22 protein-coding genes are annotated in these 20,832 nt (G+C 65.4%); 10 read left to right on the top strand and 12 right to left on the bottom strand.

The window, feature by feature from the left end; all coding sequences use genetic code 11:
- The first annotated feature begins 2 nt into the window (after positions 1 to 2).
- Entirely contained in the window at positions 3 to 1,829 is a 1,827-nt protein-coding gene (locus E2481_RS03810; protein ID WP_136715789.1) for a flippase-like domain-containing protein, read from the top strand.
- Here E2481_RS03810 and E2481_RS03805 read toward each other — a convergent pair.
- Positions 1,826 to 2,395, bottom strand: coding sequence for a DUF84 family protein (locus tag E2481_RS03805; protein ID WP_136715788.1), 570 nt, complete (start codon positions 2,393 to 2,395; stop codon positions 1,826 to 1,828). The two genes, E2481_RS03810 and E2481_RS03805, sit on opposite strands and share 4 nt — an antisense overlap.
- Positions 2,396 to 2,615: 220 nt before the next feature.
- Here E2481_RS03805 and E2481_RS03800 point away from each other — a divergent pair, with 220 nt between their 5' ends.
- The 5 genes from E2481_RS03800 (at position 2,616) to E2481_RS03780 (ending at position 6,505) form a co-directional block, all read left to right on the top strand.
- The gene (locus tag E2481_RS03800) at positions 2,616 to 3,578 is read left to right on the top strand and encodes a transcription initiation factor IIB (RefSeq protein ID WP_136715787.1); all 963 of its coding nucleotides are present in this window, start codon (positions 2,616 to 2,618) and stop codon (positions 3,576 to 3,578) included.
- Positions 3,579 to 3,731: 153 nt separating this feature from the next.
- Positions 3,732 to 4,634, top strand: coding sequence for a methyl-accepting chemotaxis protein (locus tag E2481_RS03795; RefSeq protein ID WP_136715786.1), 903 nt, complete (start codon positions 3,732 to 3,734; stop codon positions 4,632 to 4,634).
- Positions 4,635 to 4,695: 61 nt separating this feature from the next.
- Positions 4,696 to 5,391 (top strand): type I 3-dehydroquinate dehydratase, encoded by a 696-nt coding sequence (locus tag E2481_RS03790; RefSeq protein ID WP_136715785.1) that lies wholly within the window; start codon positions 4,696 to 4,698, stop codon positions 5,389 to 5,391.
- A 103-nt stretch (positions 5,392 to 5,494) separates the two neighbouring features.
- On the top strand, positions 5,495 to 5,914 hold the full coding sequence (locus tag E2481_RS03785; RefSeq protein ID WP_250137713.1) for a zinc ribbon domain-containing protein: 420 nt from the start codon (positions 5,495 to 5,497) through the stop codon (positions 5,912 to 5,914).
- A 252-nt stretch (positions 5,915 to 6,166) separates the two neighbouring features.
- The gene (locus E2481_RS03780) at positions 6,167 to 6,505 is read left to right on the top strand and encodes a DsrE family protein (protein WP_136715783.1); all 339 of its coding nucleotides are present in this window, start codon (positions 6,167 to 6,169) and stop codon (positions 6,503 to 6,505) included.
- Between the two features lie 279 nt (positions 6,506 to 6,784).
- Here E2481_RS03780 and E2481_RS03775 read toward each other — a convergent pair whose 3' ends face one another.
- From E2481_RS03775 to E2481_RS03740, 8 genes are all read right to left on the bottom strand, one after another.
- Entirely contained in the window at positions 6,785 to 8,284 is a 1,500-nt protein-coding gene (locus tag E2481_RS03775; RefSeq protein ID WP_136715782.1) for an aldehyde dehydrogenase family protein, read from the bottom strand.
- Between the two features lie 100 nt (positions 8,285 to 8,384).
- Positions 8,385 to 9,551 carry a 3-dehydroquinate synthase II gene (locus tag E2481_RS03770; RefSeq protein ID WP_136715781.1) on the bottom strand — a complete coding sequence of 389 codons (1,167 nt, stop codon included), beginning with the start codon at positions 9,549 to 9,551 and terminating at the stop codon, positions 8,385 to 8,387.
- Positions 9,552 to 9,605: 54 nt separating this feature from the next.
- Positions 9,606 to 10,616: a DHH family phosphoesterase gene (locus tag E2481_RS03765; protein WP_136715780.1), complete on the bottom strand. Its 1,011-nt coding sequence runs from the start codon at positions 10,614 to 10,616 to the stop codon at positions 9,606 to 9,608.
- Between the two features lie 171 nt (positions 10,617 to 10,787).
- Positions 10,788 to 11,591 carry a 2-amino-3,7-dideoxy-D-threo-hept-6-ulosonate synthase gene (locus E2481_RS03760; protein WP_136715779.1) on the bottom strand — a complete coding sequence of 268 codons (804 nt, stop codon included), beginning with the start codon at positions 11,589 to 11,591 and terminating at the stop codon, positions 10,788 to 10,790.
- A gap of 27 nt (positions 11,592 to 11,618) precedes the next feature.
- Complete coding sequence (gene trpA / locus E2481_RS03755) at positions 11,619 to 12,467, bottom strand: tryptophan synthase subunit alpha (protein ID WP_136715778.1); 849 nt, start codon at positions 12,465 to 12,467, stop codon at positions 11,619 to 11,621.
- Positions 12,468 to 13,763, bottom strand: coding sequence for a tryptophan synthase subunit beta (trpB, locus tag E2481_RS03750; RefSeq protein WP_136715777.1), 1,296 nt, complete (start codon positions 13,761 to 13,763; stop codon positions 12,468 to 12,470).
- Entirely contained in the window at positions 13,760 to 14,536 is a 777-nt protein-coding gene (gene trpC / locus E2481_RS03745) for an indole-3-glycerol phosphate synthase (RefSeq protein ID WP_136715776.1), read from the bottom strand. The genes trpB and trpC overlap by 4 nt, the downstream gene beginning before the upstream one ends.
- A 251-nt stretch (positions 14,537 to 14,787) precedes the next feature.
- Positions 14,788 to 15,168, bottom strand: coding sequence for a group I truncated hemoglobin (locus tag E2481_RS03740; protein ID WP_136715775.1), 381 nt, complete (start codon positions 15,166 to 15,168; stop codon positions 14,788 to 14,790).
- Positions 15,169 to 15,273: 105 nt separating this feature from the next.
- Between E2481_RS03740 and E2481_RS03735 the strand changes: the two genes are divergently transcribed.
- Together E2481_RS03735 and E2481_RS03730 are read left to right on the top strand one after the other, a co-directional pair.
- Positions 15,274 to 15,471: a methytransferase partner Trm112 gene (locus E2481_RS03735; RefSeq protein WP_136715774.1), complete on the top strand. Its 198-nt coding sequence runs from the start codon at positions 15,274 to 15,276 to the stop codon at positions 15,469 to 15,471.
- Positions 15,472 to 15,509: 38 nt separating this feature from the next.
- A complete protein-coding gene (locus tag E2481_RS03730) occupies positions 15,510 to 16,070 on the top strand; it encodes a DUF7524 family protein (RefSeq protein ID WP_136715773.1) in 561 nt (186 codons plus the stop codon).
- Between the two features lie 96 nt (positions 16,071 to 16,166).
- Here E2481_RS03730 and E2481_RS03725 read toward each other — a convergent pair whose 3' ends face one another.
- On the bottom strand, positions 16,167 to 17,276 hold the full coding sequence (locus E2481_RS03725; protein WP_136715924.1) for a DR2241 family protein: 1,110 nt from the start codon (positions 17,274 to 17,276) through the stop codon (positions 16,167 to 16,169).
- 154 nt (positions 17,277 to 17,430) lie between these two features.
- Between E2481_RS03725 and E2481_RS03720 the strand changes: the two genes are divergently transcribed.
- Together E2481_RS03720 and E2481_RS03715 are read left to right on the top strand one after the other, a co-directional pair.
- Positions 17,431 to 18,594, top strand: coding sequence for an outer membrane lipoprotein-sorting protein (locus E2481_RS03720; protein WP_169302362.1), 1,164 nt, complete (start codon positions 17,431 to 17,433; stop codon positions 18,592 to 18,594).
- Positions 18,595 to 18,856: 262 nt separating this feature from the next.
- Entirely contained in the window at positions 18,857 to 20,077 is a 1,221-nt protein-coding gene (locus E2481_RS03715) for a LolA family protein (RefSeq protein WP_136715771.1), read from the top strand.
- Positions 20,078 to 20,100: 23 nt separating this feature from the next.
- Here E2481_RS03715 and E2481_RS03710 read toward each other — a convergent pair whose 3' ends face one another.
- Both E2481_RS03710 and E2481_RS03705 read right to left on the bottom strand, forming a co-directional pair.
- The gene (locus E2481_RS03710; RefSeq protein WP_136715770.1) at positions 20,101 to 20,412 is read right to left on the bottom strand and encodes a DUF7521 family protein; all 312 of its coding nucleotides are present in this window, start codon (positions 20,410 to 20,412) and stop codon (positions 20,101 to 20,103) included.
- A 2-nt stretch (positions 20,413 to 20,414) separates the two neighbouring features.
- A complete protein-coding gene (locus tag E2481_RS03705; protein WP_136715769.1) occupies positions 20,415 to 20,780 on the bottom strand; it encodes an ArsR/SmtB family transcription factor in 366 nt (121 codons plus the stop codon).
- Between the last annotated feature and the right edge of the window lie 52 nt (positions 20,781 to 20,832).

Here is a 20,832-nt window from a genome sequence, read left to right as displayed (position 1 = left end):
CAATGACCCAGGGCGTCGAGGTGAGCGTCGTCCTCCCGGCCTACAACGAGGCCGATACCATCGAGGAGACCGTTACGGTCACCCTGGAGACGCTCGCCGAGTTCCTCCCCGCCGGTAGCTTCGAAGTCATCGTCGCCGAGGACGGTTGCGCGGACCGAACGCCCGAGATCGCCAGCCGGATGGCAGACGAGGACGACCGCGTCAGGCACGTCCACAGCGACGACCGCCTCGGCCGCGGCGGCGCACTGGAGTACGCGTTCGAACAGGCCCGCGGGGAGACGCTGGTGTACTTCGACACCGACCTCGCGACGGACATGAAACACCTGGAGGAACTCGTCGAGAGCATCCGCTCGGACGAGTACGACTTCGCGACCGGGTCCCGGTGGATCCCGGGCCAGCAGGCCGACCGCCCCGCCAAACGGGGCGTTCCGAGTCGGGGCTTCAACGGCCTCGTTCGCCTGCTGCTGCGCTCGGACCTGCTGGACCACCAGTGCGGATTCAAGGCGTTCGACCGCGAGGCGCTCTTCGACGTCGTCGACGACGTGGAGGACGAACACTGGTTCTGGGACACGGAAGTGCTGGTCCGCGCCCAGAAGGCCGGCTATCGCGTCAAGGAGTTCCCCGTCGAGTGGACGCCAAAGGGCGACTCGAAGGTCGATCTCGTCCGGGACGTGTTCGGGATGGGCAGCCAGATTCTGCGGACCTGGTGGCAGCTGATGGTCAGCCCCCGGATCACTCGCCGGGTGACGCTGACCGCGGGGACCGCGCTGGTGGTCGTCGCCGTGGCGCTGATGACCATCTACCTCGATCCGACGGCCGTCATCGACGAGATGGGGGCGGCCTGGGACCAGAACCCCGCGCTGGTCGTCGCGGCGGCGTTCGTGTACGTCCTCTCGTGGCCGCTTCGGGGTGCACGCTACCGGGATATCCTGGCCGAACTGGGCTACACGGAACGGATCGGCTTCCTCACGGGGGCGGTGTTCATCAGCCAGACGGGGAACCTCGTGTTCCCGGCGCGGGCGGGCGACGCCGTCCGGGCCTACGTGGTGAAGGCCCGCCGCGGGATCCCCTATCCCTCCGGGTTCGCGTCGCTGGCGGTCGAACGCGTGTTCGACCTGCTGACGATCACCGCGCTGGCTGGCGCCGTCCTCGTCGGCTACGCCCTCTTCGACCCGTCGAGCCTCTCGACGCTGGCCACGGAGGTGACTGGCGCACGCGAGAGCGGTCGCGTCGCTGTCTACGTCGCTATCGCGGTCGGGATGGCGGCGATCGGGGTCACGGCACTCATCGTCGCCAGCGCCAGGAGCGACCGTAACTTCGTCCGCGAAGCCGTCGGCCGACTCTCGAACGATTCGTATGCGGACTACGTGGCCGGCGTCCTCGAAACGTTCACCGGTGACGTCCAGCGGGTGGCCAGTCGCCCCGCCGCCTTCGCCAGGATCGGCGTGAGCAGTCTCGTCATCTGGACGCTCGACGTGGTCACCGCCGTCCTGGTGTTCGCCGCCTTCGAGGTCGGGCTCTCGACCGGGACGCTGCTCGCGGTCGGCTTTTTCGCCGTCAGCGTCGGCAACCTCGCGAAGGTCCTGCCGCTGTCGCCCGGTGGCATCGGCCTCTACGAAGGCGCGTTCTCGTTGCTCGTGGTCGCGCTGACGCCCGTGACCTGGAGCGTCGCGCTCGGGGCGGCCATCGTCGACCACGCGGTCAAGAACGTCGTCACCATCGCCGGCGGGGTCGTCTCGATGGGGTGGCTGAACGTCTCGCTGACGACGGCCGTCGAAGAGAGCAGCGAAGTCGACGGCGAGGCCGACGCCACTGTGGACTCGGATTAGTACAGGTCGGAAACGAACGGGCCGAGCGCGGCCGCGACGGCGTGGACCAGTGCCGACTCGCGGTCGATGATGCCATCGGTGAGGACGCCGGCCGCGCCCTGGTCGGCCCCGACGCCCTCGGTTCCCAGCAGGTCGTCGAGCACCGGCCCGAGTTCCGCCCCGTCCCGGATCTGAGACGCGATTCGGTCGGGCAACACCACGCTCGGGCCGCTGCCGCGGGTGGTGCGAGCGCCGTCGGAGGCCGCCGCCCACATGACGAGATACAGGTCCGACGAGTCCGCGATGGGCGCGACCTCGTGGCTCCACTGTCGATCGCCGGTCCCGTCACGCCGGAGCTGTGCGACGCCGCCCTCGATGCCGACCCCGAGATCGACCGCCGGGCCGAACGCGATAGCGCTCTCCGCACGGTTCTGTGCGCCCGCGATGGTCTCGGCGTGGCCCCGCGGTTGTTCGGACACCTCCGAGTCGACGGCGACCGGTTCGACGCTCGCCTCGGCGTCCCCCGCCAGCGCTCGTTCGGTGGCCGCGACCTTCACCGGGTTCTCGCTCCCGATCGCAACGTGCATATTTCACGATAACCCGACCTAGACTTGTGGTTTGTCATCGAGTAACACTATATTAATCAATCACTACTCCGTCGCGAAACCGGCGATTTAGCGGGTTTGAACGTCGCACTCCAACCCGAGACGAAATATTTAAATAACTTTCGCTCCAACCAGTTTTTTACCGACAACCGTCCGGGGATTTTCAGGACTCTCCTGCCCGGATAGCATTCGCCTTCGCACAATGAGCGAGAACCAGAGAACACGCACGCGTACGACGGAAGAGACCGACGAACAAGAAGAAGAGCAGATCGACTGCCCGGAGTGCGGTGGCAGCCTCGTCATGGACAACGAGCACGGCGAGACGGTCTGTGAGGACTGCGGCCTGGTCGTCGACGAAAACGAGATCGACCGCGGGCCGGAGTGGCGCGCGTTCGACGCCTCCGAGAAAGACGAGAAGAGCCGCGTCGGCGCCCCGACGACCAACATGATGCACGACAAGGGGCTCTCGACCAACATCGACTGGCGCGACAAGGACGCCTACGGCAACTCGCTGGGGAGCCGCCAGCGCCAGAAGATGCAGCGGCTTCGAAAGTGGAACGAGCGGTTCCGCACCCGGGACTCGAAAGAGCGCAACCTGAAACAGGCGCTGGGCGAGATCGACCGCATGGCCTCGGCACTGGGCCTGCCCGAAAACGTCCGCGAGACCGCCAGCGTCATCTACCGCCGGGCGCTGGACGAGGACCTCCTTCCCGGACGGTCCATCGAGGGCGTCGCCACGTCGTCGGTGTACGCCGCCGCACGCCAGGCGGGCGTCCCCCGGAGCCTCGACGAGATCACCGACGTCTCCCGCGTCGAGAAAAGCGAGATCGCTCGCACGTACCGCTACGTCGTCCGCGAACTCGGCCTCGAAGTGAAGCCGGCCGACCCCGAGAGCTACGTCCCGCGCTTTGCCTCCTCGCTGGAGCTGTCCGACGAGGCCGAACACCGTGCCCGGCAACTCCTCCAGAACGCGAAAGAACAGGGCGTCCACAGCGGGAAATCGCCGGTCGGGCTGGCCGCGGCCGCCGTCTACGCCGCCGCGCTGTTGACCAACGAGAAGACCACGCAGGCAGCCGTCAGCGAGGTCGCGGACATCAGCGAAGTCACCATCCGCAACCGCTACCACGAACTGCTGGAAGCCGAGCAGGACCTCCCGATGGCCTGATCGTCGGCTCGAAGGGGTCCGTCGTAGCGTGGTGTGATTCCGTTTTCGCGCTCGGAGAGATCGATCGACGACCCGGTCTCCGCCCGTCGAAAATCGCTTTTGAGAATTGCGGGGGTAGCCTTAATTCACGAGCAGTCGCCTGTGGGGATAACAATGGCTTCAGGAACGGGCGATACCGGACTCGCCGCGTCTGCGGGCGAGTACACCGCCGAGGAACTCGGCGCGGCCATCGACGAGTTGCTGTCGGCGACCGAATCCGTCTCGAACAGTTCCGACGAGATCAGTTCGCTGGCAAAAGACCAGTCGGACCGCATGCGAGACGTGTCCAGCGAGGTCTCGAACCTCTCGGCCACCGTCGAGGAGGTCGCGTCGAGCGCGAGCGAGGTCAAGGCCGTCAGCGACCAGGCCCGGGAACTCGCCGACGAGGGGCGCGAGTCCGCCGACGACGCCATCCGGGCGATGGAGAGCGTCGACGACGCCACCACGGAAGTCGCGGACGACGTCGACCAGCTCCGGGGCCGGATCGACGAGATCGACGAGATCGTCGAGGTCATCAACGAGATCGCCGATCAGACCAATCTGCTGGCGCTGAACGCCTCGATCGAGGCCGCCCGTGCCGGAGAAGCCGGCGAAGGCTTCGCCGTCGTCGCCGACGAGGTCAAGGCCCTCGCCGAGGAGTCCCGGGAGAACGCCGCCGAGATCGAGCAGATGGTCGCTGAGATCAAGGCCGACACCGAAAACACCGTCGAGAGCATCGACGAGGCCAACGACCAGGTCGACACCGGGATCGAACAGGTCGAAGGCGCCGTCAACACGCTCAAACTCATCGACGACGCGGTCCAGGAGGCCGCCCAGGGTGCCCAGGAGGTCGCCGACGCGACCGACGAACAGGCCGCCTCCACCGAGGAGGTCGCGAGCATGATCGACGAGGTGGCCGAGAGCGCCGAACGCGTCGCGACGGAGATCGACAACATCTCCGATACCAACGACGAACAGGTCGAGCGCGTCGAGGAACTCAAGCGCATCGTCGAGGAACTCCGCGAAGACACGGTCTGATCGGTCCCAGTACTGCCGACGAGACGGACATACTTTTATAACGCTCGGTGAAAGCGGCAATATGGACTTCGAGTCGTTCGTGTTGGCCGCGTCGACGGCCGACCTGCGTGACGAGCCAGCCGCACGCGAACACGGGGACGCCGTCGAGTTCCGGATGGATCTCGCCGAGGAGCCGCTCTCGGCCCTCTCCGAGTACGACGGGGAACTCCCGATCATCGCCACCAACCGCGTCGAGTGGGAGGGCGGCGAGGCCGCCGACGACGAAGCCCGGTTGGAAGCGCTGTGTACCGCCGCCGAACACGACGCGGTCGAGGCCGTCGACGTGGAACTCGAAGCGCTCGTCGAGGGCGACGCCGGGTACGTCGTCAACTTCGCCCACGAGAACGGGGCCAGCGTCATCGCTTCGACCCACGACTTCGAGACGACGCCCGACCCGCCGGAACTTCGCCGGTTGCTCGATCAGGCCAGCAAACACGGCGACGTAGGAAAACTGGCGGTGACGGCTGAGTCGCCCGACGACGTACTTGAACTGCTGGCAGCGACGCGGGCCTCGACTGTCGGCGACGACAGGGTCGCCACGATGGCGATGGGCGAGGCGGGTCGACACTCCCGGGCCGTCGCGCCGCTCTACGGGTCGAAGATCGGCTACGCGCCCGTCGAGCCCGAGGACGCCACCGCACCCGGCCAGTACGACCTGGCGACGCTGCGCCAACTCGTCACGCAACTGTCTTCGGGATCGGACCAGGCCGACGACTGACGAGCGTCGGGGCGCTCTCTCGGAGCGCATCGACGGCCTCTCTCGCGAAGACGGAAGCTTAACAACGGCTCGACACCGATTTCGGGGCACGGTGCAAGGGTCTGTGCGCAAACGACCGTGGTTGGCCGCGCTACTGGCGTTCGTTCATCCCGGGCTCGGACACGTGTATCTGCGCGAGTGGCTACGCGCGCTCCTGTGGTTCGGACTCGTCCTGACGACGGCCTCGTTTCTGGTCCCCGAGGGGATCGTCCCCGAGACGATCAGCGTGGAATCGATCAGGCAAATGTCCGAGGCGCTCCCGCTGGAGGCCGTCCTCGGGTTGGCCACCATCACGATCATGAGCATGGTCGACGCCTACTGGATCGCCAACCGGCGCAACGAACAGCGCCAGGAGACCGTGGAAGGCGTGCGCTGTCCCAACTGCGGTCGCGACGTCGACGAGGACCTCGATTTCTGCCACTGGTGTACGACCCAACTCGACGCCGACGAAACCGACGGTGCGGACGAACCAAGTCGGGCGTGAGTGCGTCGATGGAACGCGATCACGTAGTACCCGGCAATCTCCTCAGAATCCGATGTTACTCGGAATCGTCTGCTGAATAGATAGCGCATATTTGCCGCGGGGGAGGCGGTGTTTCGGTCGCAACTGAACCTGGACGAAGTATCGACTTCGAGGGCCTCGTTATCCGGTTCGTCTTCTGAATCGCATCCTTCTTCGGCTCCCTTTTATTTGCAGGCAACAGCCAGTAGAGCGTGCTCGCCTTCTCTGCGGTGCATGCAAACCGTTATTCATCTCCTTTCGGGAGACGGGACCGAACAGGAAACGTCACTGGCTATTGCCAGAAACCTCTTGGACGATGAAACTGGTGATATCGACGATGTTGCGGTCGTCGTTCAGGCGGATGGAATGAAGGCGATCAAAACCGGCCAGGAGAGCGAGGAGCAAGTCCGAGCCCTGATGGACGACGGTGTCTCGTTCAAGGCCTGCAGCAACACACTCGATATGATGGATCTCGACGAATCAGACCTTGTTGAGGGCGTTGAGACCGTCCCGGAGGGCGCTGTGGAAGTAACGCGATTGGAAACAGAAGGATACGCCTATATGCGGCCGTAGTGACCGCACGAAACTCTAGCGTGATTTGGGCGAGTTCACAACGGATGTCTAACAGCAACTTCAGTCAGTCCAGCGTCAAAAGTGTCTAGGGAGATTACCAGAACTACTTAGTCCCGGTGCTGTAGTGAGTAAGCCAGCATCCGCCGAGCGCGAAGCGCGAGGCGGTTCCCCGGACGCGAGTATAACGAGCGTCCGGCTGTTTTTAGTCCAGGTTTTTACAACGGGGGTTCCCGCAGCGCGCAAAGCGCGCGAGGAAACCCCCGCAGTAAAAAAGTAGGTTTACAGCGGGAACGTTCGCGGCTCGCGCTGGACCGAGATCCACTTCGTCTCGGTCATCTCCCGCATGATGTACTCGCCGTTGTAGCGACCCATTCCCGAGGATTTCATGCCGCCGAAGGGCACGTGTCCCTCGTCGTTGATCGGCTGGTCGTTGATGTGGACCATCCCCGCGTCGATGGCGTCGGCGGCGTCCTCCGCGCGGTTGCGGTCCGCCGAGAACACCGACGCCGAGAGGCCGAACTCCGTGGCGTTGGCCAGTTCGATCGCTTCCTCGTCGTCCGAGAACGGGACTACCGGCGCGACGGGGCCGAAGTGTTCGTTACACGCCGCGGTCATGTCGTTGGTCGCGTCCGAGAGGACCGTCGGCTCGACGACGAGGCCGTCGTGGTCGCCGCCGGTTTCGAGCGTGGCGCCCTGCTCGACGGTCTCCTCGATGTACTCGAGTATCTGGTCGCGCTGGTCCTCGTTGATGATCGGGCCGACGATGGTGCTCATGTCGTGGGCGCTCCCGGTCGGGACGATCTCGGCCTTCTCGACCAGCGCCTCGACGTACTCGTCGTAGATGGACTCGTGGACCAGGTGGCGGTTGATGGAGATACACACCTGGCCCTGATGTGCGAAGGTACCGAAGGCCCCGGCGGAGGCGGCGTTTTCCACGTCGGCGTCTTCGAGGACGACCTGCGGGCCGTTCCCGCCGAGTTCGAGCGCGGGGAAGGCAAGCGAGTCGACGGCCTGTTTGGCGACGTGCTTCCCGACCTCCGTCGATCCCGTGAAGGCCACGACGTCCGTGTCGGGATGGCCCGCGACGCGGTCGCCGATCTCCGAGCCGTGGCCGGGGACGACGTTGATGAGTCCGGGCGGCAGTCCGGCCTCCTCGAACAGTCTGGCGACGAGCAGCCCGCTCGTCACCGGCGTGTCGGAGGCGGGTTTGAGCACGACGGCGTTGCCAAGCGCGATCGCCGGCGCGACTGCACGCATCGACAGGTGGAACGGGAAGTTCCACGGCGGGATGACCGACACGACGCCCGCCGGCTCCTGTTTGACGAGGTTCTCCTTGCCCTCGATGAAGGAGTCCTTGACGTCGCCGCCCATCCGGTTGGGGAAGCTCCGGGCCTCCGCGATGATGCCCTCGGCCGTGTCGATCTCCATCTGGGCTTTCATGTGGCCGCTGCCCGACTCGGTCTTGAGCAGGTCCATGATGATTTCCCGATGCTCGTCGATGGCATCGAGCACGCCGTCGATGACCCCCGCCCGCTGTTTCGGGTCCTTCTCGGCCCATCCCTGTTGTTTCCGCGTCGCCGCCTCGAAGGCGGCGTCCACGTCATCGACGGTGCCGGCGGGGACCTCGGCCCACTCTTCCTGCTTCGAGGGATCGCTCACCGGGATGGTGTCCCGATCCCCCGCTGGCTGCCAGTTCCCACCCACGAGAAGCCCGTTCCAGTCCGCATCGACTGCGATGTCCGGTGCCGAGCGCGTCGACCGTTCAGTCTGCTTCGACATAGCTTACCAATGGCAAAGCGAAGGGAAAAAGCTGCAGGTAGCGGTAACCAAAATAGGACACTATACAGACGTATGTGAGAATTTACGAAACCGGAATCAGTTACTTCTCGATGATCGATTCCTCGACGGCTTCGCCGAAGTGGCGGGCAGTGTTCTCGTAGTAGACCTTCATCTCGTCGCCGGCTTCCAGGTCGGTGATGGCTTTCCGGCCGTCCTTGGTCGGGACTTTGATCGTTTCGGCGTTCTGCAGCAGCGTCTCGATGCGGTCGCCCTCGTCGGTTTCGGCCTGGACCCGGAACATCGGCCGCTTCTCGATTTTGACCCGGCCGACGATGGCTTCGCGGGTGTTGCCATCGAGGTCCACGACCTGGACCTCGTCGCCGCTCGACAGCTCCGAGAGGTACTTCGTCTCGCCGCCGGGCGTGCGGACGTAGGCGTGGACTGCGCCGGCGTTCACGCGGAAGGGTCGGGAGGCGACGTAGGGGGATTCGGCGGTCTCGGCGTGGACGAAAAAGAGACCGCGAGCCATCGAGCCGATGAGCATCCCCTCGTCGTGGTCCATGAGATTGCCCGTGTCGATGCAGACGCGGTCGGCCGAGCCGGTCTGTTCGACGTCGGTGACCTCGGCCCACGTCAGATCGAGGTTCTCGCGCTGGACCTCGTCGCGGACCTCGACGGTCTTTCGGATCTCGTCGGGGTCGTCGGTGTCCAGCAGGACGCCGTCGGCACCGAGTTCCAGCGTCTCGAAGGCGGTACGGGCCTCCGTGGCGTTCTGGACGCCGGCGATGAGGTCGGTCTCCTCGCCGATGCGGGCGATGAGGTTCTCCAGCGGGATGATCTTCCAGTCCTCGCCGATGACGATGGTGAAGTCGGCCTCGGCGGCGACTTCCTCGGCGAAGCTCTCGTAGTTCTTGTTCCGGATGTGGACGTAGCCGCCCTGCAGGCCGTCGCCATCCGTTCGCAGCGTCGAGAGGTCCGCAGAGCCGGAGAAATCCGAGGGGAGATCGACGGTGCCGTCGCCTTCGCCGTCCTTGCCGACGATGACCGCGTCGGTGTCGCTGTCGCCCTCTTCGGCTTCCATGACGTGGACGTCGCCGTTCGAGAAGGCGGCGACGTTGACCTCGCCGAGTTCGCGGACGCGGTCGACGTCGTCGTCGTCGACCAGCACCCAGTCGACGCCGGCTTCCAGGCCGGCGGTGATGCGCCGCTTGCGAGCCTCCCAGTCGCCGACCTCGTCGTCGGCCTTCAACCACACGGAGCGTGTCATGTGCCAACCGTTGCGGCCACCCGGCTTGAACATGGCGGATTCTCGGTTTCGCCATCACCCTTCGGCCTCGTTCAGGTGCATGGTATCGAAAAAGCGGCTGGTGATGCGACGGGACACCAGCGGTAACAGTTTCGGCTCGTCCTCGCCTCGGTCCCCGAACAACCCGAGCGAGATCTGCCCGCCGGCCATGTCGCTGTGGCCGCCGACCTCCCCCACGTCCTCGAAGGCCTCCGTGAGCGCGTTGCCGATGTCGACTCGCGTGTCGATCGACCGCGCGCTCAGGCGGACGCTGTCCTCGACGAGGCCGAACACGAGCACCGTCTTGACCCCTTCGAGGTTCAGGAGGTAGTCGGCCGCCTGCGGGATCGCGCCGCTCTCGTTCGTCCGCCCGATGGTCGCTACCAGACTCGACCCACGGACGTCGCGGCTCTTGATGGCGGTCCCGATCGCGTCCAGCATCGCCGGCGTAAACGACGAGCCGTACATCTCCTCGACGAGCGGAACGTCCGCCCGCTGGAACACTGTCAGCGCCGCCTTGTACTCGTCGATAGTCGGGTGCCGGACGTAGTCCAGACGCTCGCGATGCAGCGCGAACAGCAGGGCCGAGGCGACCGATTCAGAGATCGGAACGTCGCTCCCTTCGAGATACCCCACGAGGATGGAGGCGGTCGCGCCACACTGCTCGCGAATGTCCGCGTACTGCGCGTCGGCGGGCTCGGCGTTATCGTGGTGGTCGATGACGATGTCGACCGTCGCCTCCGTCGGAACGCTGTTGTTGACGCCGGGCGTCGAATGATCGACGAACGCGATACGGTCGAACTCGTCGAGATCGACGTCCTCGAGGTGTTGCAAGTCGAGATCGAGGAGGTTGACGAACGCCCGGTTTTGCTGGTGGGTGATCGACCCGGCGTAGACGATTTCGATCTCCGGGACGTCCCAGGCCGACGCGAGCAGTTCCAGTGCGAGCGCACTCGCGATGGAGTCCGGGTCCGGGTTGTCGTGACAGACGATGCCCAGCGACCGCGTGTCCGAGAGGCACGTCGCGAGGTCGTCGAGTCGCGTCATCGCTACCTGTTTGCGTCCGGACGACTCGTTTTTCGGCGGATACGGTTCCGATCGGTCGGTGTGATCGCACAGCCCATGGTATCGAAATGCAGTCTCGGCAGAAAAAGCGTCTTCGCGGGGTAGTTACCGGTCGGGTACGAGATGGCCCCGTCGGTGACGGGTCCGAGGGTCTCAGGCCTCGACCGCGAGTCCGGCCTCGCGCGCCGCTTCCTCGGCGGTTGCGTCGTCGTGGATGACGGCAGCGACACCCGTGGTGATGGCCTCGGGATCGTCGTGCTGGAAGATCGACCGGCCCATCGAGACGCCGGCCGCGCCCGCGTCCATCGCTCCACGGACCATCTCCAGGGTCTCTTGGTCGGTGCCCCTGCTGCCGCCGGCGATGACGACCGGCAAACTCGTCGATTCGACGACGTGCTGGAAACTCTCGGCGTCGCCGGTGTAGCCGGTCTTGACCACGTCCGCGCCGAGTTCCTCGCCCAGCCGGACCGCGTGGCCGACGGCCTCGCTGTAGTCGTCGTCCGCGGGGTCGATGTCGGGGCCGCGAGCGTAGGTCATCGCCAGGACTGGCATTCCCAGGCGCTCGGCCTCGGTCGCGACTTCGGCGAGGCTCTCGATCTGGTCCGGTTCGTAGATACTGCCGACGTTGATGTGGAACGAGACCGCGTCGGCTCCGGCCCGGACGGCGTCCTCGACCGTGCCGGTCTGCCGTTTGTCGTTCTCGTCCGGGCCGATGGCCGTCGAGCCGTTGAGATGACAGATGTAGCCCGCGTCGTTTTTGTTGTCGTGGACGCGCCCGGCGATCCCTTTCTGGGTCAGGATCGAATCCGCGCCGCCGCGCGTGATCGCGTCGATGGTCGATTCGATGTCTTTGAGGCCCTTGACGGCCCCCAGTGTGATGCCGTGGTCCATCGGGACGACGAGGTATCGTCCCCCTGTCCCGATGCGGTCCAGGCGCGCGTGTTTCCCCGTACTCATGGTATGAAATCCTGTAGCAAGTGACGGTTATGTGCGTTCCGGTCGCGGCTCACTGTCGGCCGCGCCAGCGAGTGCACCGTCTTTCAGCTCCCGTGCCTTCCGCTCCAATCGCTCTGCAACCGCCTCGACGGAATCGTCGCTTTTCGCCCCGTCGGCGACGATATCGACCAGCGCCGAGCCGACGATGATCCCGTCCGCTCCCGCGCGGACGATCCGCGCCGCGTGTTCGCCTTCCTTGATCCCGAAACCGACGGCCTTGGGCACGTCCCAGTCGTCGATGCGCGCCAGGCTCTCGTCGGTCTGGTCGCTCACGTCGTCTCGCGCCCCGGTGGTGCCGAGCCGTGCCTGGACGTAGACGTATCCGGACACCTGCTCGCGCATTCGTTCGAGGCGCTCGCCTTCAGTCGTCGGCGCGACGATGAAGACCAGGTCCAGGCCGAACTCGTCGCAGGCCGCGCGGAGCGGCCCCGCTTCTTCGGCCGGCAGGTCCGGGACGACCAGCCCCGTCAGCCCGACGTCCGCTGCTTTCTCGACGAACGGCCGCGGTCCGTCTTCGGACCCATACTGGTAGATCAGGTTGTAGTAGGTCATACAGACGAGCGGCACGTCCACGTCCAGTTCCTCGACGAACTCGAAGAACCTGTCGGGCGTCATCCCGCTTTCGAGGGCGCGGACGATGGCGTTCTGGATGGTCGGCCCCTCCGCGATCGGCTCCGAGAAGGGCAAGCCGAGTTCGATGACGTCCGCACCGCCGCGGGCCAGCGCCTCGACGTACGCCTTCGAGGCCTCGTAATCTGGATCGCCCGCAGCGAGATAGGGAATGAACGCGGGTTCGTCGCGCTCGAAGACCGCCTGGAGGCGTTCGTTTTCGGCCATCTACATCGCCCCCTCGAATATACTCATATCAACGTCTACGTCCAGGTCTCGTTTCTCGGTCTCCTCGATGACGGTTTCGAGGTCCTTGTCGCCGCGGCCGGAGACGTTGACGATAGTCACATCGCCGACCGCGTCGGGGTTCTCGTGGAGGTAGGCGAAGGCGTGGGCCGTCTCCAGTGCGGGGATGATGCCCTCCTCCTGGGAGAGGCGGTGGAACGCTTCCAGGGCCGCGTCGTCGTCGACGTTCGCCGGGGTGACTCGCCCTTCGTCGACGAGGTGGGCCAGTTCCGGCCCGACGCCGGCGTAGTCCAGTCCCGCCGACACCGAGTGCGATTCCATGATCTGTCCGTCCGAGTCCTGCAGGAGTTTCGTGCGCGCGCCGTGGAGGACGCCCTCGTGGCCGGTCGAGAGCGTCGCGGAGTTGGGGGCGACGCCCGACTCCTCGTCCACGGCGAGCGACGACCCGCCGGCCTCGACGGCGATGAGGTCCACTCTGTCTCGCGGCTCGTCGCCGCTCGACTTTTCCGCGGAACTTCGTTCCGCGCCATCGTCTTCGACGAAGTTCGCGAACGCTCCCATCGTGTTCGAACCGCCGCCCGCACAGGCGACGACCGAGTCCGGCAAGCGGCCGGCCTGCTCTTCGATCTGGTGGCGGGCCTCCTCGGAGATCACGCTCTGGAAATCACGCACCATCTGGGGAAACGGCGCCGGACCCACGACCGAGCCGATGACGTAGTGGGTGTTCTCGACCGTCGTCGCCCAGTCGCGCATCGTCTCGCTGATGGCCTCCTTGAGCGTGCCCCGACCGACGGTAACGGGGTTTACTTCCGCCCCGTTGAGCCGCATCCGGAAGACGTTGGGCCGCTGGCGGTTGATGTCGGTCTTGCCCATGTAGATCTCACACGGCATGTCCAGGTGGGCGGCCGCCATCGCCGTCGCGGTGCCGTGCTGGCCCGCGCCGGTTTCGGCGATGATGCGCTCTTTGCCCATATATTTGGCCAGCAGGACCTGCCCGAGCGCGTTGTTTAGTTTGTGTGCGCCGCCGTGGAGCAGGTCCTCCCGCTTGAGATAGACGTCGGTGTCGTATCGTTCCGACAGCTGCTCGGCGTACTGGAGCGGAATCGGACGCCCCCCGAAATCCCGGAGGCGGTCCTGGAATTCGTCCATGAACCCGTCCTCGTTGTTCAGGACGTACCGCTCGTAGGCGTCGGTCAACTCCTCGATGGCCGGCATCAGCGCCTCGGGCACGTACTGGCCGCCGTACGGCCCGAACTTCCCCGCGTGCGTGTCACTCATGTATCTCCCTCCTCGGACTCCGCGCGTGTCAGGCTTTCCGTGTTCTCCCGGACCGACCCGTCCATGATGGCGCTCCCGACGAGCAACCCGTCGGCCCCGGCCTCGCGCATCCGCACCACGTCCTCGGGCGTCGACACGCCGCTCTCGGCGATCAGCGTCACGTCCTCGGGCGCGTGCGGCGCGACCTCCTCGAAGGTCCCCAGGTCGACCTCCAGTTCCGCGAGGTCGCGGTTGTTCACGCCCACGATGTCCGCACCGGCCTCGATGGCCCGGGTCAACTCCTCGCGGTCGTGGACCTCGACGAGCACCTGGAACCCGCGCTCGCGGGCCGCAGCGAGCAGGTCCGCCAGGTCGTCGCCGACGAAACGCGCGATGAGCAAGATCACGTCCGCCTCGACGGTGTCGAGTTGCGCCTCGTCGAGGACGAAGTCCTTCCGGAGGACCGGCACGTCGACGGCCTCGCGGATCTTCCGCAGGTTCTCGGGCGACCCCCCGAAGTGTTCGGGTTCGGTCAACACCGACAGCGCCGCGGCCCCGCCCGCGACCATTTGCTCCGCGAGCGCGACCGGATCGTCCGTCCGTTCCCCGTCGGTCGTCGGACTCGTCGGTTTCACCTCGGCGATGACCGGGACGCGCCCGTCCGATTCGGCGGCCGTAAACGCCGCTGGCAGCGACTCGGCCTCGACGGAGAGACGCTCGCTGCCGCCACCGCGGTCCCGCGCCGCCTCCAGGATCGACTGTACTGCTGGTGCGATTTCCTCACTAGCGTCCATTACTGTACATTGACGCACTGATTTGCACATAAGGCTTGCGTCACGAGTCGTCAGATACCGGTGTGAGGGGGGCGACGGTTCCGCTGTCCGGGCGGTTCGGACGCTGAACTACTGGGAAGAGACCGGTCTCACGTCGTTTCTCGTCCCCGACGGCGACGGACGGTGCCACGGGTTGGCTGGCGCTCGCGACTGTGACGATCGCCGGATGTCTCGAACAGGCGCTCCCAGAAGACTCTCCCCGAACCGACCGCTTACTCCGAGTCGTCAGCCGTCGCGAGCAGGTCGTCCTCGTACTGGGCGACTGCCGCGACGACGGCCTCTCTGTCCTCGCCGGTCACGTCGAACGCGTCGAGGCTCGCTTCGAGGTGTTCGACCGACCGCTGGATGAGGTCGAGCGTGAACGGGACGTGGAGGTGCGCCTCGCGAATCGGTGGCCCGGTGTACTCGGCCGGGCCGCCGGCGGCCTCACAGAGGTGGTCGGTCTGGTGTTCTTTCAGCGACTCCATGTCCGTGTTCTCGAAGAAGGGGCCGAGTTCGTCGTCGTCGAGGAGTCGATCGTAGAAGTCGTCCACGACGGCGCGGATCGCCTCGCGCCCGCCCAGCCGATCGTACAACGTCTCGTCGTCCGTCATGATCGGACATACTGTCGCCGACAGTTTAACTGCCACCCATGTACCCAGATGATGAGAACGCGCCGGTTCGGCACGCTTTTGAGCGCCCCGGACACACGTGGGAGCATGAAGGAGGACCTGATGGACATCATCTGCTGTCCGCTGGACAAGCAGGACCTGGAACTGGAGGTCATTCAGCGCGACGAGGACGACGAAGTCATCGAGGGACGACTGGTGTGTACCGAGTGCAGCGAGGAGTACCCCATCGAGGAGGGCATTCCGAACCTGCTGCCGCCGGACATGCGCGAGGAGTCCCCCGCGTAAACTGAACCTTTTTCCCGTCGCCGCGCGCAGGGTCGGTCGTGCCCGACACGCTACCCGTGCATTTCAACCGACAGGAGCGACACTCCCTGGAGGTCCCGCCGTCGTTCGAGACCGCGGACTCGTTCGTCATCGCGGTCCGAAACCACGGGGAAGCGGGTCGCATCCACATCCATCTCGACGACGGCCTTCCCGAAATCGCGTCCATCGAGGACACCAACTTCTACGTCCAGGCAAACGGGGTCACTGAGATCCCCGTCAGCGTCCACGGGACCGACCACGTGTTCGGAAAGATCAAAGTCGTCTCCGGGTACGGGGCCGTGACGCGCTGGATCGACGTCGAAGTCACCGAACCCGACGAGGACGAAGGGGTCGAGGTCGACGAGGACCTGGCGAAACCGCAGCCGCGCGACGACACGGAGACGGAGAGTACCGCGTCACCGTTCGCAGAGCGACCGCTCGTCCCGGTCGCCGGGCTGGGACTCCTCGCCCTCCTCGTCGCCGTCGGTTCGGCCATGGCGTTCGACAGCGCGCTCGTCGCCCTCGGTGCCCTCCTCGTGTTCGGTGCTGTCATCGGTGCGGGCTATCTCCTCTTCGAATAGCTCGCGGTTCGGCGTCATACGGTTTGATGTAGCTGTTTACCGCTACGACCGCTCGCATTCGGGCGGTCGATGCGGAACGCTCTACAGCATTCCGTATCAGTGGTCGCCGTCGTCCCCGTCGTCACCATCGGTCGGGACGCCGCCGAGGTTCCCGTCGTCGTCGAACCGTTTCGCGCGCAGGAATCGCGCCCGATAGCGGTTCGCCCCGTCACCGAGGTCCGCCTCGCGGATCTCGTCGGTGCGACCCTCCGCGACGGCGTCGATGATCTCCTCGATCTGTTCTTTCTCGCTCGGCGTGAGTTCGAACTCGTAGGTTTGAGACTGCTCGCCTTCGAGTTTCGTCCATCGGCGCGCGGCCGAGATGACCATCGAGCAGGGTTCCCGACAGGGGAACTCGCCATCGCCGCCGTCGACGTCCAGGTCGGTGTCCTCGTCGTACTCCCACTCGCGGCGTTTCAGACACTGGGAGTCGGCACAGCAGGCCTCGGCGACCCAGTCGACGTGGTCGTGGCCCTCCTGGCGGTCCCAGGTCTCGACGACGCCGTAGATACCGGTCTGGCGTTCGACGGTCTCGTGCCAGTGGGTCACGTCGAGTTCCCCCTCGCGCTCGCGATACCAGTTGGCGACCGTCGCCGGGTAGACGAAATCGACCGTTTCGACCAGATCCGACGCCGAGAGGTCGGCGAACACCCATCCGCTCCGGAGCGTCGGCGCGGTCTTCAGTGGCCGGTATCGGCCCCGCTCGTCGTGCCTGACCAGTTCCCGCGCGTCCAGCGGCTCCTCGTGGGCGGTCAGCTCGTCGCTCGACGCGTCCGCGTCGTCCTCGTGGCGGATCTCGTACCGTCGGTCCCCGCTCCCGTCGCGCTCGACGGTGATCCGGAGCTGGCCCCACTTCCGGGTCAGAACGTCGGCGAGCGCGTCGTATCGGTCCGGCACGTCGTGTTCGTCCGCGTGTTCGGCCCACCGGAGGAACGCGCGTCGGGACGGCTCTTCGGGCGCGATGCGGGTGAAGAAGTACCAGTTCGTGACGTGCTGACTGTGGTCGGTGGCGGTCTCGCGGAACGCTTCGGTCGAGAGCCCCGTCCGCTCGGTCTGCGGGGTCGCGAACGTGTACTCCCCGTCGGTGCCCCGGGCCCGGAGTCCGTCGAACTCGACACCGGTGCCCTCGTCTGCCGCTTCGATGAGGTGGTCGACCGCCGTCTCCATCATGCTGGGATCGAGGGACGCCAGCGGAATAAAGTCGGCCTTTCGCCGCGGATTCCCGCCGCCTGCAAATCTAATATTTATATTTTGGGCTGGTTTTCCGGATCGGAAACACCGAGTGGCGGCTTATGCGGGGGCCAGTCGTACGGGGACGTGTATGGTCTCAGGCAAATTTCGGTCTGTCGCTCTGATCATGCTGGTGGGCGGGATGGTTGCCTTGAGTGGCTGTGTCGGCAACGACGCCGGGACGAACACGACGACCTCGCCGCCCGAAGAGACGACGACTTCGCCCGACGAGCAAACCGCTGTCTCGCCGGAGACGGACAGCGAAACGAGTGCATCGACCGACGACGTGGCCGAGGCCTTCGAAGCGCGCATGTCGGATCTCGACAGCTACAGTGCCAGGATGTCGATGCGGACGTCGTTCGGCGAGAACGAGACGAACACGACGACGAAGATCTGGGCGCGGCTGACGACCGACGAGGTTCGTCGTGAAGTCGTCGCCTCACCGTACAACGAGGGGACAGTCACGATCTCGAACGAGAGCACGATCGTGACCTACAACCCCGACTCGAACGAGATCACCCGGATCAATCGCTCGAACGTCGAGCAGGAACGGGCTGGGGGTACCGGGATGACGATGATCGATTCGGTCGCCAACTCGATGACCATCGAGGAACTCGGAACCGAACGCATCGACGGTGAACGGACCCATCGCGTCCGCTTGGAACCGGATTCCGGGGCGGCCAGCGGCGACATGAACGTGACCGCCTGGCTCGACGCCGAGACCTACTTCCCGGTGCGAGTCGAGACGACCTCCGACTCGGGAGAGAGAGACTTCAGATCGGTCGTCCAGTACGAGGACGTCGAACTGAACCCGACGATTCCCGACGAGCGGTTCACCCTGGACGCCCCCGCTGACGCCAACACCTCGGACGTGTCCCTCCCGGACTCCGAGACGTACGACTCCGTCGACGCACTCCGGGAGGACGCCACCATGTCCGTCCCGGAGCCGGACGTTCCTGAGGGGTTCTCGCTGGAGCAGGGTCGTCGCACGGGCGGCGAGTTCCGGTCCGTCTCGCTGCAGTACGCCAACGAGTCGGCTCGGATCTCGGTGACGAAGACCAATCGTTCGATGGCCAACGGGTCGAACCACAACGGGACCGAGTCGGTGCAGATCGGTGATCGGACGGGCCAGTACGACGAGTTCGGTTCCACTGGGATCGTGGTCTGGTCCTGCGATGGGTACCGATACTCGGTCTCCGGTGCCGTCTCGCGTACGCAACTGACCGACATCGCCGCCTCCATCGAGTGCGCCTGACGACTTCAGGCCGTCACTCTGCCTGCTCATCCCGCTGACGGCGGTCTCCGCTGACGCACCCTTCCGCCGACGCCGGTCCCCGCTGACGCTGCCCTCCCCTGTCGGTGCCCGCTGACGCCTTCCGCACGTGCGGCCCCTCTCGTTTGAACGTTTTTACCGTCCGGTTGCCGTCTCTGATACGTCTGTCTTCGATGTTGCCAGACCTGTACGTAGGTTGTCCCGAAACGGTTATCCGATTGTTCAAGGATAGTTGGGACGAACGATGCCGCCCGCTGACAGTTCCCTCCAGCGCGCGACGTTCGCGTGTGTCCTCGTGGGTGCGGTCGCGACCGTCGCGGTATTCGGATTCCTCCCCTCCGAGGCACCGTCGAGTCCCGAGTCGCACATCGGTCACAACGCCTCGGAGCGTCTCGCTTCCCTCGACGGCGTCTCGGCGACCGTGGAGATGACGATCCGGCGCGGGACCGAGACCAATCGCTCGGTCCGTCGGGTGAAGATGCGACCCGGGACCGGCATGATGTGGTCGCGAGCCGTCTCCGACTCCGTTGTGGGCTCGGAACTGACCGTCTCGAACGGGTCGGTGACGTGGCTCTACGACGAGGACGAGAACAACGTGACGAGGATCGACACGGCCGCTTTCGGTGGTCGGTCGAACGCACAGGGCGAACACATCGAACGACTGTTCAACCGACTCGACATCACCCGCGCCGACGCGGCGTCGACGGACGCGGAGCCGACGCCGGGCGTCGAGCCGTTGCCGTCCGTCCCGGCCGGTAGCGGGCCGACGACATCAGTAGTGCCGGGGGATTCGGACGAGAACCGGTTCGGAGTGCGCTACAACGGGACGGATACCGTCGACGGCCGGTCGGTGTACGTCCTCCACATCGCACCCGACGAATCGAACGCATCCGGTGACTTTAGCGACTACACGCAGACCATCTACGTCGACACGGAGTATTTCTTCCCGCTGAAATTCGAGACCGAGTGGACGATGGACGGCGAGCCAGTCGAGACGACGATGACCTACCGGGACGTGCGCTTCGATCCCGGACTCGACGACTCGACGTTCCAGTTTTCCCCGCCGGCAAACGCGACCGTCTCGGAACCGGCGCTGCCGGAGGTAGACAGGTACGACTCCGCAGACGCCCTGCGAGCGGACGCGAGCATGTCCGTTCCTGACCCCGACCTCCCCGACTCCTTCGAGTTGACCGGGGCGACCCGCGCCACCGGTGAGTGGCATTCGGTTTCTCTCAGGTACGCGAACGCGACCTCGCAGGTCACCGTCTCGAAAAACGACATGCACTTCGACGGGAGAGACGACGCCACGACCGTCCGCGTCGGGGACCGAGAGGCGACCTACCAGTCGATCGGGACGAACGGAATCGTTTCCTGGGACTGCGGCGAGTACCGCTATTCCGTCTCGGGCAGCGGCGTCAGCAAGGCGCTGCTGGTACAGATCGGCGAATCCGTCGAGTGTGAGTGAGGAAGGTCGGATGAGCGTCGAGGTCAGGGCCGTCTGTGCAGCGAGTAGGCGATGAAGGCGACGCCGAGGAACTGGACGACGCGGGTCAGGAGCGTCAGCGGTTGCTGGTATCGTACGGGGATGATTCCCTGCCGGAGCAGCACGGAGCCGACGAACGCCGTCCCGAAGGCGACGCCCGTCAGCAACAGGAGGCCGATCGAGAGGTACTGCATCGACCGGCTCTGATTGCGGCGGAACCCGCGGTAGGCCTGGTAGGCGATATAGGTCCCAAGGACCGTCGACCCGAAGGCGAAGGCGACGTTGGCCCAGTCGAGGACCGAGTATCCCAGTGCCATGGTCAGAGGTTCTCCCACATCCTGGTGAGGCGGTCGGCCGTGTCTTCTTCCTCGAGGAAGTCGGCGCGGGAGGTGCGCTCGATGGTGCCCTCGTAGGAGCCGTCGTCCAGTTCCATCGAGAACTCGGCGAGCGTCGCCGAGTACACCTTGTGGTGGTTTCCGCTTAACTCCACTCTGGTCTGTGCTTCGATGAGGTCGTACTCCTGGAGCCACTCGATGCGCCGGTACACCGTCGGGAGGGACGCATCGCATTGCTCGCTGAGCTCGTTGGCAGACATGGGTTCGACGCTCGTTGCCGCGAGGATCGAGCGAGCGTACTCGTCGCTAAGCAGATCGAGTACCTCGTCCAGGGCCCAATCCTCACTCACACCGCACCCAACGAACGGTCGCGGTTTAAAAACCAAGCGTCCTTTTCCGACT

This window comes from Halorientalis salina, assembly GCF_005049285.1.
Lineage (GTDB): Archaea > Halobacteriota > Halobacteria > Halobacteriales > Haloarculaceae > Halorientalis > Halorientalis salina.
Note: the sequence above shows the minus strand (reverse complement) of the source record. Positions and strands in the feature narration are given on the sequence as shown.

Coding starts and splice junctions, on each gene's coding strand:
- E2481_RS03775 (WP_136715782.1), bottom strand. CDS start 8,284: ATGTCGAAGCAGACTGAACGGTCGACGCGCTCGGCACCGGACATCGCA.
- trpB (WP_136715777.1), bottom strand. CDS start 13,763: ATGAGTGACACGCACGCGGGGAAGTTCGGGCCGTACGGCGGCCAGTAC.
- E2481_RS03725 (WP_136715924.1), bottom strand. CDS start 17,276: ATGGAGACGGCGGTCGACCACCTCATCGAAGCGGCAGACGAGGGCACC.
- E2481_RS03715 (WP_136715771.1), top strand. CDS start 18,857: ATGCCGCCCGCTGACAGTTCCCTCCAGCGCGCGACGTTCGCGTGTGTC.
- E2481_RS03765 (WP_136715780.1), bottom strand. CDS start 10,616: ATGACGCGACTCGACGACCTCGCGACGTGCCTCTCGGACACGCGGTCG.
- E2481_RS03735 (WP_136715774.1), top strand. CDS start 15,274: ATGAAGGAGGACCTGATGGACATCATCTGCTGTCCGCTGGACAAGCAG.
- trpA (WP_136715778.1), bottom strand. CDS start 12,467: ATGGCCGAAAACGAACGCCTCCAGGCGGTCTTCGAGCGCGACGAACCC.
- E2481_RS03720 (WP_169302362.1), top strand. CDS start 17,431: ATGGTCTCAGGCAAATTTCGGTCTGTCGCTCTGATCATGCTGGTGGGC.
- E2481_RS03710 (WP_136715770.1), bottom strand. CDS start 20,412: ATGGCACTGGGATACTCGGTCCTCGACTGGGCCAACGTCGCCTTCGCC.
- E2481_RS03760 (WP_136715779.1), bottom strand. CDS start 11,591: ATGAGTACGGGGAAACACGCGCGCCTGGACCGCATCGGGACAGGGGGA.
- trpC (WP_136715776.1), bottom strand. CDS start 14,536: ATGGACGCTAGTGAGGAAATCGCACCAGCAGTACAGTCGATCCTGGAG.
- E2481_RS03740 (WP_136715775.1), bottom strand. CDS start 15,168: ATGACGGACGACGAGACGTTGTACGATCGGCTGGGCGGGCGCGAGGCG.
- E2481_RS03790 (WP_136715785.1), top strand. CDS start 4,696: ATGGACTTCGAGTCGTTCGTGTTGGCCGCGTCGACGGCCGACCTGCGT.
- E2481_RS03780 (WP_136715783.1), top strand. CDS start 6,167: ATGCAAACCGTTATTCATCTCCTTTCGGGAGACGGGACCGAACAGGAA.
- E2481_RS03810 (WP_136715789.1), top strand. CDS start 3: ATGACCCAGGGCGTCGAGGTGAGCGTCGTCCTCCCGGCCTACAACGAG.
- E2481_RS03795 (WP_136715786.1), top strand. CDS start 3,732: ATGGCTTCAGGAACGGGCGATACCGGACTCGCCGCGTCTGCGGGCGAG.
- E2481_RS03770 (WP_136715781.1), bottom strand. CDS start 9,551: ATGACACGCTCCGTGTGGTTGAAGGCCGACGACGAGGTCGGCGACTGG.
- E2481_RS03800 (WP_136715787.1), top strand. CDS start 2,616: ATGAGCGAGAACCAGAGAACACGCACGCGTACGACGGAAGAGACCGAC.
- E2481_RS03805 (WP_136715788.1), bottom strand. CDS start 2,395: ATGCACGTTGCGATCGGGAGCGAGAACCCGGTGAAGGTCGCGGCCACC.